This window comes from Marinobacter goseongensis, from assembly GCF_023156235.1.
Taxonomy (GTDB): domain Bacteria; phylum Pseudomonadota; class Gammaproteobacteria; order Pseudomonadales; family Oleiphilaceae; genus Marinobacter; species Marinobacter goseongensis.
The window spans coordinates 1-11,665 of the sequence record NZ_JAKZAI010000012.1 but is presented as its reverse complement, the minus strand read 5'-3'; the positions used below and the strand labels follow the sequence as shown (position 1 = coordinate 11,665).

14 protein-coding genes are annotated in these 11,665 nt (G+C 57.5%); 2 read left to right on the top strand and 12 right to left on the bottom strand.

Annotated elements, in window-relative coordinates; translation table 11 throughout:
- The first annotated feature begins 44 nt into the window (after positions 1-44).
- Positions 45-416 carry a YraN family protein gene (locus MLC70_RS12095; RefSeq protein WP_248184062.1) on the top strand — a complete coding sequence of 124 codons (372 nt, stop codon included), beginning with the start codon at positions 45-47 and terminating at the stop codon, positions 414-416.
- A gap of 2 nt (positions 417-418) precedes the next feature.
- Entirely contained in the window at positions 419-1,009 is a 591-nt protein-coding gene (locus MLC70_RS12090; protein WP_248184060.1) for a D-sedoheptulose-7-phosphate isomerase, read from the top strand.
- A gap of 56 nt (positions 1,010-1,065) precedes the next feature.
- Here the strand turns inward: MLC70_RS12090 and MLC70_RS12085 are convergent, their stop codons facing one another.
- The 12 genes from MLC70_RS12085 to MLC70_RS12030 all read right to left on the bottom strand — a co-directional run bounded on the left by MLC70_RS12085 (position 1,066) and on the right by MLC70_RS12030 (position 11,514).
- Positions 1,066-1,476, bottom strand: a complete 411-nt coding sequence (locus MLC70_RS12085; protein WP_248184278.1) for a ClpXP protease specificity-enhancing factor — start codon at positions 1,474-1,476, stop codon at positions 1,066-1,068.
- A gap of 62 nt (positions 1,477-1,538) precedes the next feature.
- Positions 1,539-2,168, bottom strand: a complete 630-nt coding sequence (locus MLC70_RS12080) for a glutathione S-transferase N-terminal domain-containing protein (protein WP_248184059.1) — start codon at positions 2,166-2,168, stop codon at positions 1,539-1,541.
- A 107-nt stretch (positions 2,169-2,275) separates the two neighbouring features.
- On the bottom strand, positions 2,276-3,031 hold the full coding sequence (locus tag MLC70_RS12075) for a cytochrome c1 (RefSeq protein WP_248184057.1): 756 nt from the start codon (positions 3,029-3,031) through the stop codon (positions 2,276-2,278).
- Entirely contained in the window at positions 3,031-4,263 is a 1,233-nt protein-coding gene (locus MLC70_RS12070) for a cytochrome b (RefSeq protein ID WP_248184055.1), read from the bottom strand. The genes MLC70_RS12075 and MLC70_RS12070 overlap by 1 nt, the downstream gene beginning before the upstream one ends.
- Positions 4,263-4,859, bottom strand: coding sequence for a ubiquinol-cytochrome c reductase iron-sulfur subunit (petA, locus tag MLC70_RS12065; protein WP_248184054.1), 597 nt, complete (start codon positions 4,857-4,859; stop codon positions 4,263-4,265). The genes MLC70_RS12070 and petA overlap by 1 nt, the downstream gene beginning before the upstream one ends.
- Before the next feature lie 241 nt (positions 4,860-5,100).
- On the bottom strand, positions 5,101-5,493 hold the full coding sequence (gene rpsI / locus MLC70_RS12060) for a 30S ribosomal protein S9 (RefSeq protein ID WP_248184053.1): 393 nt from the start codon (positions 5,491-5,493) through the stop codon (positions 5,101-5,103).
- Positions 5,494-5,505: 12 nt separating this feature from the next.
- Entirely contained in the window at positions 5,506-5,934 is a 429-nt protein-coding gene (rplM, locus tag MLC70_RS12055) for a 50S ribosomal protein L13 (protein ID WP_248184052.1), read from the bottom strand.
- Positions 5,935-6,140: 206 nt separating this feature from the next.
- On the bottom strand, positions 6,141-6,917 hold the full coding sequence (locus MLC70_RS12050; RefSeq protein ID WP_248184050.1) for a TatD family hydrolase: 777 nt from the start codon (positions 6,915-6,917) through the stop codon (positions 6,141-6,143).
- A 15-nt stretch (positions 6,918-6,932) separates the two neighbouring features.
- Positions 6,933-8,513 (bottom strand): peptide chain release factor 3, encoded by a 1,581-nt coding sequence (prfC, locus tag MLC70_RS12045; RefSeq protein WP_248184049.1) that lies wholly within the window; start codon positions 8,511-8,513, stop codon positions 6,933-6,935.
- Between the two features lie 113 nt (positions 8,514-8,626).
- On the bottom strand, positions 8,627-9,112 hold the full coding sequence (gene rimI, locus MLC70_RS12040) for a ribosomal protein S18-alanine N-acetyltransferase (RefSeq protein ID WP_248184048.1): 486 nt from the start codon (positions 9,110-9,112) through the stop codon (positions 8,627-8,629).
- Entirely contained in the window at positions 9,109-9,936 is an 828-nt protein-coding gene (locus MLC70_RS12035) for a 2-isopropylmalate synthase (protein ID WP_248184047.1), read from the bottom strand. Before MLC70_RS12035 ends, rimI begins: the two co-directional genes overlap by 4 nt.
- A 27-nt stretch (positions 9,937-9,963) precedes the next feature.
- A complete protein-coding gene (locus tag MLC70_RS12030; protein ID WP_248184046.1) occupies positions 9,964-11,514 on the bottom strand; it encodes a 2-isopropylmalate synthase in 1,551 nt (516 codons plus the stop codon).
- Between the last annotated feature and the right edge of the window lie 151 nt (positions 11,515-11,665).

Genomic DNA, 11,665 nt, shown 5'->3' with positions numbered 1-11,665 from the left:
TCGTTTACCGACACAGCTAGGCTTGACCGCAGGATTTTTCCGCCATGGATGGCAAACCCGACAGCAACACCATTGGCGCCCACACCGAGGCGGTGGCTGCCCGCTACCTCACGAGTCGCGGGGTCACCATTATCGAGCGCAATGTTTTCAACCGCGGCGGAGAGATCGACCTGATCGGCCGTGACGGGGACACTCTGGTGTTTTTCGAGGTCCGTTTTCGAGGCGCCGGCAGCCTGACCAGTGGTGCGGAGTCCATCACCTATGGCAAACAGCGAAAACTGGTTAAAGCGGCCTCGTTCTACCTTCATCGTCACGGGTTATGGCACAGCCCGAGTCGCATCGACGTCGTTGCAATCGCACCGGGTGATGTTAAAAAATACCGGATACAATGGATCAAAAATGCTATTCAGGCGTGAACATGACCGACACTGAACAAGAAATCAATCAATGGTTTGCCGCTCACATGGAGCTCACAGCCCAGGCTGCCAGCACAACCGCGCCGGCCATTGAACACGCCGCCACAGCCTTCGTGAACACCCTGCTCAACGATGGCAAGATCATCACCTGCGCCAATGGCAGCGCCAACATCCTGGCCCAGTACTTCTGTACTGCACTGCTCAACCGCTTTGACCACGACCGACCAGCACTTCCGGCCATTAACCTGGGCGCAGACGCAACCACTTACTCCGCCATCTGCCGCGACAACCGTTTCAACGATACGTTTTCACGACCGGTTCGCGCCATTGGCAAGCCTGGCGACCTGTTGTTCGTGATTGTCGACGACGGCCACAAGGCCAATCTGATCCAGGCCATCCAGGCCGCTCATGATCGTGAAATGAGCGTGGTTGTGCTGAGCGCCAAGGAAAAGTCCGACATCACCTCATTGTTGCATCCGGAAGATCATGAGATCGCTTTGGACAACCTGGCACCCACAGCAGCCACCCCGCTGATGCTGGTCATCATCAATGCGCTGTGCGGTCTGATTGACAGCACGCTGTTTGGCGGATAATAAAAAAGCCAGCGTATCGCTGGCTTTTGCTACTGCATCCGGGGCTCACCGGTCGCTCATTTAACGACCTTGAGCGTCGGTCGGCCGGAGGGGCGCTCCCCCTGAGCCTGACTACTGCCCGCATCCTTGCTGCTATCGTCGTCGGGATCCGGAGAGCCGGGCTCACTGCCGAACACCATACCTTCGCCATTTTCCTTGGCATAGATCGCCATCACCGCCTGCAGAGGTATAAACACCTGCATGGGGACGCCGCCGAAGCGCGCGCTGAACTCCAGCGCGCCGTTTCCAATCACCAGGCTTCGAACCGCTCCCGGACTGATGTTAAGCACGATCTGGCCGTTGGCAACGTGCTCGGTGGGCACTTGAACGCCCTGTACGCCCGCATCAACCACAATGTACGGCGTGCAGTCGTTGTCGAGAACCCACTCGTTGAACGCCCTGACCAGATAGGGACGACTGGATGTCATGGTCACTTTACTATCAGGCACTGACTCTCTCCTGACCCGCGCTCAGACCCTGCATGGCTGCCTCAGCTACGGATATCTTCTTCGAGATCGGAAAGGCTCGCTTTGAAACCGTCCCGACTGAAAATGCTGTCCATGTACTTCTGCAGCGGCTTGGCCTGCTTGTCATCCAGATCGATGCCCAGGGCCGGCAAACGCCAAAGAATGGGCGCAATGCAGCAGTCCACGATGGTGAATTCCTCTGACAGGAAGAACGGCATTTCACCGAACAGAGGCGCCGTGGCCAGCAGACTTTCCCGCAGCTCCTTACGCGCCGTGTCGGACGCCTTGGCATTCGGTTGGGCCAGAATCTGGTCAACCAGACCGCACCAGTCTTTCTGAATACGATGAATCATCAGGCGACTGTTCGCCCGGGCCACCGGGTACACTGGCAACAGCGGGGGATGAGGAAACCGCTCGTCCAGGTATTCCATCATGATGTTGGGCTCGTACAGCACCAGATCACGATCCACCAGAGTGGGAAGGGCATTGTAGGGGTTCAGATCGGCCAACTCGGCCGGCGGGTTATCCGGATCAACATCAACGATATCAACCGTCACACCCTTTTCCGCAAGCACAATACGCACACGATGGCTGTAATGACTGGCCGGGTCCGAGAAAAACGTCATTGATGACCGCTTGGTCACAACGCCCATAGAACTACCTCACGAGTAAACAAAACAGAATGATCCTGAAAACGCAAAAATCCAGCGGGCCGGTGATAACCCGCTGGAACTCAGGACCGAAGATTATACCTGAAATCTCAGTGTACGTCCTTCCAGTACTCACGATTGAGCAGGTAGGCGAAGATGAAGAAGATTGCGACAAAGATCAAAGCAAAGACCCCCAGCCGCTCCCGCTCCACTTTTACCGGATCGCCCATGTAGGACAGGAAATTTGTCAGGTCATACATGGACCGGTCAAACTCCGCAGCCGACATGCTGCCCTCGATCGCGTACTCAGGGCAGGCATCCGCGTTGTTGATGTTGCCACTGAGTGGGTCGACACTGGCACCTTTGCCGATTCGCGGCTCGACAGCGCACAAGCCCTGCATATCGACCAGCACATGGGGCATACCCACATTGGCGAAAACCACGTTGTTGACGCCCAGCGGGCGGGTGTCGTCCTTGTAGAAGCCGCGCAGATAGGAATAAATCCAGCTTTCGCCACGCAGACGAGACTCGAGGGTCAGGTCTGGTGGTGGCGCGCCGAACCAGCCCGCCGACTGCTCCTTGCTCATGGACACCTTCATCAGCTCACCGATTTTTGCACCGGTAAAGATCAGGTTCTCTTCATAGAGCGACGCCGGAATTTCCAGATCTTCGGATACGCGCTTGTACCGCGCGTATTCCATCGAGTGGCAACCCATGCAGTAATTGGTGAACAGGGCCGCGCCACGCTGCAGCGAAGCCTTGTTGGTGTGATCCGGCTCCATGATATCCAGCGGGACCGCGGCACCGGCTGCCAGCCCTAGGGCCGGCAGGATTGCGATGAAAAGACCAAAAATCAGCTTTCTCATTATCCCGTGACCCTCTCTGGAACTGGCTTGGTTTTCTCTATACGCGTGTAAAACGGCATGAGAATGAAGTAGAGGAAGTACAGCGTCGTCAGAATCTGCGCGACGATGGTACGGCCTTCAGTCGCCGGAACAATACCCAGGTAACCGAGGACCACAAAGCTCACCACGAAGATGGCCAGTGCGATCCTGCTGATCCAGCCCTTGTAGCGCATGGAGCGCACCGGGCTCTTGTCGAGCCAGGGCAGCACGAACAGGATCGCAATGGCGCCGCCCATGACGACCACACCCCAGAACTTCGCATCAAGCCCGAACAGGTCGACGGTGACCGCGCGCAACATGGCATAGAACGGTGTGAAGTACCAAACCGGCGCAATGTGGTCAGGGGTCTTCAGAGCATTCGCAGGCTCAAAGTTGGGCGCCTCAATGAACAAGCCACCACCTTCCGGGAAGAAGAACACAACAATAAAGAAGATGAAGAAAAACACGCCTACACCCATCAGATCATGCACGGTGTAGTAGGGATGGAACGGAATGCCATCTTTTGGAATGCCGTTTTCATCCTTGTTTTTCTTGATATCGATACCGTCAGGGTTGTTGGAACCCACTTCGTGCAGGGCAAGAATGTGGAGTACCACCAAACCAAGCAGCACGATTGGCAACGCGACCACATGCAGGGCAAAGAAGCGGTTCAGGGTGATACCGGAGATCAGGTAATCACCACGGATCCACAGTGAGAGGTCTTCACCAATCACCGGAATCGCGCCAAACAGGTTCACAATAACCTGAGCACCCCAGTAGGACATCTGGCCCCATGGCAGCAGGTAGCCCATAAAGGCCTCCGCCATCAGGATCAGGTAGATCAACATGCCAAAGATCCAGATCAGTTCACGGGGCTTCTGATACGAGCCGTACATCAGACCGCGGAACATGTGCAGATACACCACCACGAAAAATGCAGAGGCACCCGTGGAATGCAGATACCGCAGCAACCACCCCCACTCCACATCACGCATGATGTATTCCACCGATGCGAAGGCACCCTCGGCAGTCGGGTTGTAGCTCATGGTCAGCCAGATACCGGTAATCAGCTGATTCACCAGTACCAACATGGCCAGTGAGCCGAAGAAGTACCACATATTGAAGTTTTTCGGCGCGTAGTACTTGCCGATGTGCTTGTTCCAGGCGTCGACAATAGGAAGACGCTCGTCAATCCAGGATACTAACTTTTGCATTATGCTGCCCCCTCCGGATCAAGACCGATGGTCAGAGTGCTCTCGTCATCGAAACGATACGGAGGAATCTCCAGATTCTGTGGCGCCGGCTGGTTCGCGTAAACGCGCCCAGACAGGTCATAGCGGGAGCCGTGGCAGGCACAGTAAAAGCCACCGAGCCAGCTGTCACCCAGATCAGCAGGAGACACTTCCGGACGGAACTGAGGCGAACAGCCAAGGTGTGTGCAGATACCTACAAGCACCACATACTCCTCCTTCACTGCGCGATAAATGCCGTCAATGTAGGTGGGCTGGTTAGCCTCTTCTGACTGAGGATCTTTGACCTGCTCGTTCAATTCCTCGATATTCTCAAGCATTTCCGGTGTACGACGGACAACCCAAACAGGCTTGCCTCGCCACTCGACAGTCATCTGCTGACCCGGCTCCAGTTTGCTGACATTAGCGGTAACCGGCGCACCAGCTGCTTCCGCCTTGGCGCTGGGATTCCAGGACGCCACGAAAGGAACTGCCGCACCGACGACGCCGACTCCACCTACCACCGACGTAGCACCGATCAGAAACCGGCGCCGGCCTTGGCTCACGTCGCCATTACTCATTATGGTCTTCTCCCATCAGGCGAGGCGCAGAGCACCGCGAATCGGCGCTGCCACACTTCAAAAAGGACTTCACAACCCAAAATTATAAGCGCACAAATGGTAATGAAATTACCCGTGCCTTACAAGTCGGAAAGGCGCGGCCAACGGTCGCCCCCTGTTTCAGATCCGCTCGTTGCCCGTTTACCAGACAATAAAAAACCCGGCCAGAGACCGGGTTTTCGGGGGCAACGCTCCAGCGAGATTAACGCTTGGAGAACTGAGGACGCTTACGCGCCTTCCGCAGACCCACTTTCTTACGCTCGACTTCACGCGCATCACGGGTTACATAACCCGCTTTACGCAGCGCCGGACGCAGAGTCTCGTCGTAATCCATCAGGGCACGGGTCAGACCGTGGCGAATCGCGCCGGCCTGACCACTGATACCACCACCCTTGACAGTGATATTGATGTCGAAACGATCGCTGGACTCCGCAACTACCAGCGGCTGACGAACGATCATGCGCAACGTTTCGCGACCGAAGAAATCTTCGATGGTGCGACCGTTGATAGAGATGTTACCGCTTCCCGGCTTGATGAAAACCCGAGCCGTGGATGTCTTGCGGCGACCAGTACCGTAATTTTGTGCTACAGACATATCCGCCTTCCGTTAAATGTCGAGTTCTTTGGGCTGCTGGGCTGCATGAGGATGCTCAGCGCCGGCATAGATTTTAAGCTTCTTGAACATGGCACGGCCGAGTGGGCCATTCGGAAGCATGCCTTTTACAGACTTCTGAATAATTTGCTCAGGTGCCTTGTCGACCAGCTTCTCGAAACTGATGGACTTGATTCCACCCGGAAAGCCGGTGTGACTGTAGTACATCTTGTCAGATGCTTTTTTGCCCGTAACCCGGACCTGGCTTGCGTTGATCACAACGATGTAATCGCCAGTGTCTACATGAGGGGTATACTCAGGCTTATGCTTGCCCCGCAGACGACGGGCGATTTCGGTTGACAGACGACCCAGCGTCTTGCCGGCTGCGTCTACAACGTACCAGTCACGTGTTACTGTTTCTGGTTTCGCACTCAGAGTCTTCATTGATTCCGCCTTGAACGCTATATAAGAAACGTTAAAAACCGCCACCGGTAAATGCTTGGCATCCGGAGGAGGTTCTGTACCTGTAATGTTCGGCAGTGACATCATTCGGGGCTGAGATGACGGCATCGCCTTGAAAAGCCAGGGCGCGAAGTATATCCAAACCACACAGGAAAGCCAACCCCATTGCACGCTGTTTCGCTAATCCCCTACACGGGGACCGGCCAGTCGTAAAGCTGGCAGCTATTCCGCAACAGCTGGCTAGCCAACTCCTCCCGCTTTGCCGCTTTCAACGAGACCAGTGCGTCGAAGATCATTGGTAAGTATTCCGGAGAGTTACAGCCTTTGGCAACGCCTTCGGGCGCCATATCCGGCGCATCGGTTTCCAGCACCAGAGCGTCAACCGGCAGCCGGGCAATGGCGTCGCGGATTTTCTTCGCCCTGCCATGGGTGATCACACCACCAACGCCGATATAGCAGCCCAGATCCACCAACTGGCGCGCCTGCTCATAACTGCCGGAAAACCCATGGATCAGCGCCCTGCCCGCAAACGCCTGCGCCCGCAATATGCGGTGAATTTCATCATGGGTTCGAACCGAATGGATAACCAGGGGGCGCATCAGCCGCGCCGCGAGCTCAACTTGTGCCTCGAACCAGGGAATCTGATCCGCCAACTCGCCCCTGAGGCGGTCAAGCCCGCATTCGCCCAGCCCGACACACTGCCTGTCGGCGCCGGAAAGGCGACGCTCGAGCACAGCCAGATCACCCTCCTCATGTTCCCCGACATACCAGGGGTGGATGCCGAGGCAGTAATACACCCCGGACATTCCGGACGCGACCCTCACCACCCGGTCCCAGTGCTGTCGCCGGACCCCGGGTATCACAATGCGCGACACCCCTGCTGCTGCGGCGACGGCCAGCACCCGTTCCCGATAGTCCGCAAACTCGGGAAAATCCAGGTGACAATGTGCGTCGGTGAGCTCCATAGCGTTTCGCCGCGGTTAATGCTCCCGGGTTTTTTGGAAGCGGATGTCTGGATAGCGCTCGTGGGCCAGCTGGAGATTGACCATGGTCGGTGCGATGTAGGCCAGCTGATCGCTGCCATCGAGGGCCAGATAATCGTTGTTCTTACGCTGGAACTCGTCCAGCTTGCGTTCGTCGTCCGAGCCGACCCAGCGGGCCGTTGCCACGTTGATCGGCTCGTACAGTGCCTCGACCTTGTATTCGCTTTTCAGCCGGCTCACGACCACATCAAACTGCAGCACACCCACGGCGCCAACAATCAGGTCGTTGTTCTTCAGGGGCCGGAAGACCTGGACCGCTCCTTCTTCAGACAACTGGATCAGGCCTTTCTGCAGCTGTTTGGATTTCAGCGGGTCTTTCAGACGAATGCGACGGAACATCTCGGGAGCAAAGTTCGGGATACCGGTGAATTTCATGTCCTCACCTGCAGTAAAGGTATCACCGAGCTGGATGGTGCCATGATTGTGAAGCCCGATGATATCACCGGCGAACGCTTCCTCTGCGTGCTCCCGGTCGCCGGCCATGAAGGTCAGGGCGTCGGAGAAGCGCACATCCTTGCCGATACGGACATGGCGCGCCTTCATGCCCTGACTGTAGCGACCGGAGACAATGCGCATGAACGCAACCCGGTCACGATGCTGAGGGTCCATATTGGCCTGGATCTTAAAAACGAAGCCCGAGAAACCGTCCTCATCCGGCTGCACCAGCCGCTGATCGGTGTCCCTGGGCTGGGGCGCTGGCGCCCATTCGATGAGGCCATCCAGCATGTGATCAACACCGAAGTTCCCCAGGGCCGTGCCGAAGAACACCGGCGTCAGCTCGCCTTTGAGGAACGCATCGTGATCGAACTCGTGAGAAGCACCCTTGACCAGCTCAATCTCGTCACGCAGTTCGGACGCGTACGCACCCAGCACTCCGTCCAACTCTGGATTATCAAGGCCGGAAATAACCCGACGCTCCTGGATCATGTGACCCTGCCCGGACTGATACAGAATCACCTCGTCCCTGAGCAGGTGGTACACGCCCTTGAAGTTCTTGCCCATGCCGATGGGCCAGGTCACCGGAGAACAGGCAATTTTCAGGATATCCTCGACCTCATCCATGAGCTCCACCGGATCCCGGGTATCCCGATCCAGCTTATTCATAAAGGTCAGAATGGGGGTATCCCGCAGGCGCGTGACCTCCATCAACTTGATGGTGCGGTCCTCGACACCCTTGGCGCTGTCAATCACCATCAGGCAGGAATCGACCGCCGTCAGCGTACGATAGGTGTCTTCGGAGAAATCCTCGTGGCCCGGGGTGTCCAGCAGGTTCACCAGGCGATTGCCGTAAGGAAACTGCATGACCGATGTGGTCACAGAAATGCCCCGCTCTTTCTCCATTTCCATCCAGTCCGACTTGGCGTGCTGCCCGGACTTCTTGCCTTTCACGGTGCCGGCTTTCTGGATCGCCTGACCAAACAGCAGCACCTTCTCGGTAATGGTGGTCTTACCAGCATCCGGGTGCGAGATGATCGCAAAGGTACGGCGATTGGACACTTCTTTTGCAAGGGTGGACATAATGGACAACAACCTGATTCAAATACGCTGAAAAGGCCGTCATTATAGGGGGAATAGCACCGAGACGCGAACAGTGTCCGCGCAGAAAAAAGCGCACGGAATCCGGATACAAGTCAGTCTGCGGTGAGGTCGAGCGCCATGACCGAGGCGTCCTCCCGCCCTTTAACGGCAGGGTAGTAATCGGGCCGCTGACCGATCACACGGAACCCCTCGGAGGCATAAAGCGCCATAGCGCCGGGATTGGACACGCGAACCTCCAGAAGTGTCTGCTTCATGCCATCATGAGCCGCCTGTGCAACCAGATGGCGCAGCAATTGCCGGCCGGCACCCTGCCGGCGGAACCCCGGTGCCACACAAAGATTCAGCAGGTGGGCCTCGTCAAAAAGGTAGGCAACCACCGCATAACCGCCCAGGTCGCCCCCGCTAACGTAGCCCCAGAGACGGTAATCCGGACGAAAACAATCGCGAAACACAGTTTCGCTCCAGGGATGAGAGTAACTGCACAGCTCAATGTCCAGGACTCCGGGCAGATCCGCCGGCTCGAGGGGCCGGATCGCCGCATCGTTCTGACGAACCGGGGGGCAGAAATCCTGACTCACTCCGCACTCCGCAGCAGAGGTTTGAGGGCTTGCCAAAGCGACCGTTTATGCGCGGGAACGGCGGCGAGCTCCGCGAGAGACTGGCGGAAATCTACCGCCGGACGCCCCAGCGTTTGCGCCAGCCAGGGTTCACGCTCTTCATCCGGCAACTCCGGCAGAACGCCCAGCAGTATCAGCTGACGCCCCTCGGATTCACCGGCCATGGAGGCCAGAAGGCGGGAGAAATCCGCGAAGCCGTTCCCGGGAACCAGCGGGTTGGCGAACACCGGCCATCTCAGGTAATCGGGCTCAACGGGCTGACTGGCTCCCATCGCCGCCAGAATATTGTTAGCCAGCGTATCCTGAAGCCCCTCACTGGCGTCTTCCGACACCCGCCCCAACAGAATTCTGTTATTCGCCACCCACAACCCCATCGTTACCCGTAAATTCGATACCGTGAGACGATCATCGGGCACTGCCTCGGATACGGGCGCATCGCCGGCGGCGTCAATGGCGGGGGGTTCAGAATCGACCGCTACCTCCACCTCGGGTGAAGCCGGAGGCGGATGGTCTGAAACCGATGGGGCATTCGACATCAACGCCTGCAGGTTCGCAATACGCTGTCCCGCCTGGCCGGCATTGTCGCCTGACCGAGATCGATTGCCGCCAGGCGACGGCGCTGGTGGCACAGGCGGCGCCAGGTCAGCAGGCTCAGCGGTAACCGGGGTCTCGGGGAAGCTGAATTCCGCGCTCGGCGCCGCGCCAGACAGGGGCTCACGGGCATACCATAGCTGGATGCCCGCCATCGCAAGATAGTACTGCCTGTCGGCCTCGGAATAGGTCATCCCTGCACCCCCGGTGTTTCAGACCTATCAGACATCGGCCACCTGTGGGTGTTGACGAATACCACCGCGGCTGATCAGATTCAGCGCTTCGATATAGGCTTTCGCCGATGCGATAATAATGTCCGTGTCTGCACCGACCCCGTTGACGATTCGCCCTCCCCGCTCAAGCCGGACCGTTACTTCACCCTGAGCGTCGGTTCCGCTGGTGATATTGTTCACCGAATACAGCTGGAGGTTGCAGCCTGAGTCCACCAGGGATTCAATGGCCTTGAAAGTGGCATCCACCGGCCCGCTGCCCTCGGCCTCGACGTTATGCTCCTTGCCATCCATCAACAGAGTGAGATGAGCCCTGGGCACCACGCCGGTTTCAGAGCACACCTGCAGGCACACCAGGCCGAACCGACCCTCCTCTTCTTTCTGTCGGGTGTCGCTGGCAATGGCTTGCAGATCCTCGTCAAAGATTTCGTGCTTCAGGTCGGCCAGAGCCTTGAAGCGGGTAAAGGCTTCGTTAAGCTCGGTTTCCGTTTCGAACTGAATACCCAGCTCCAGCAATCGGGTACGAAACGCGTTGCGCCCGGAATGCTTGCCCAGCACCAGACTGTTGGTGTGCCAGCCGACGTCTTCTGCCCGCATGATTTCGTAGGTTTCGCGATGCTTCAGCACGCCATCCTGATGGATCCCGGATTCATGAGCAAAAGCATTGGCGCCAACGATGGCCTTGTTGGGCTGCACTGGAAAGCCCGTGATGGTCGACACCAGCCGCGATGCCGGCACAATGTGGCGGGCATCCACGCGGGTGTCGAGAGAGAACAGATCCTGGCGGGTGCGAACAGCCATGACAATTTCTTCCAGTGACGCGTTGCCCGCGCGCTCGCCGAGGCCGTTGATGGTGCACTCCACCTGCCGAGCCCCCTGACTCACCGCCGCAAGCGAATTGGCAACCGCAAGGCCAAGGTCGTTATGGCAATGTACCGAGAAGATGGCCTTGTCTGCGTTTGGCACCCGGTTCAATAACTGCCGGATGGTCTCACCGAACTGCTCCGGTATGGCGTAACCAACGGTATCCGGAATATTGATGGTTCGCGCGCCGGCGTCGATGGCGGCCTCGATAATACGGCAGAGAAAATCCAGCTCTGAGCGGCCGGCGTCTTCGCAGGAAAACTCCACATCGTCGGTGTGGCCGCGCGCCCTCTTGACCGCACGCACGGCCTGCTCGACGACCTCATCCGGCTGCATCTGCAGCTTGTGCTTCATGTGGATGGGAGAGGTAGCGATAAAAGTATGAATCCGTCCACTCTGGGCCGGTCGAATCGCTTCTGCCGCACGATCGATATCGCCATCAAGGGCCCGCGCGAGACTGCAGACCGTGGAGTCCTTGATGTTCTCGGCAATGGACTTGACCGCCTCAAAATCGCCCTGGCTGGCAATTGCGAAGCCAGCCTCGATCACATCCACACGCAATTTTTCCAGCACCTTGGCGATACGGAGTTTTTCCGCCTTGGTCATGGTAGCGCCGGGGCTTTGCTCACCGTCGCGAAGCGTGGTGTCAAAGATAACCAGGTGATCGGTTGCGGGCATCGGGGTACTCCCTCGGAAAGGTTCGGTTCTTTATGGCAGGAAGTATATCATCCGACCGCTTTTTTCGCGGCTGAAATAAAAAACCCCAGCATCAAGGATGCTGGGGTTTGGGTATTAAGAGCCTGACGATGACCTACTCTCACATGGGCGA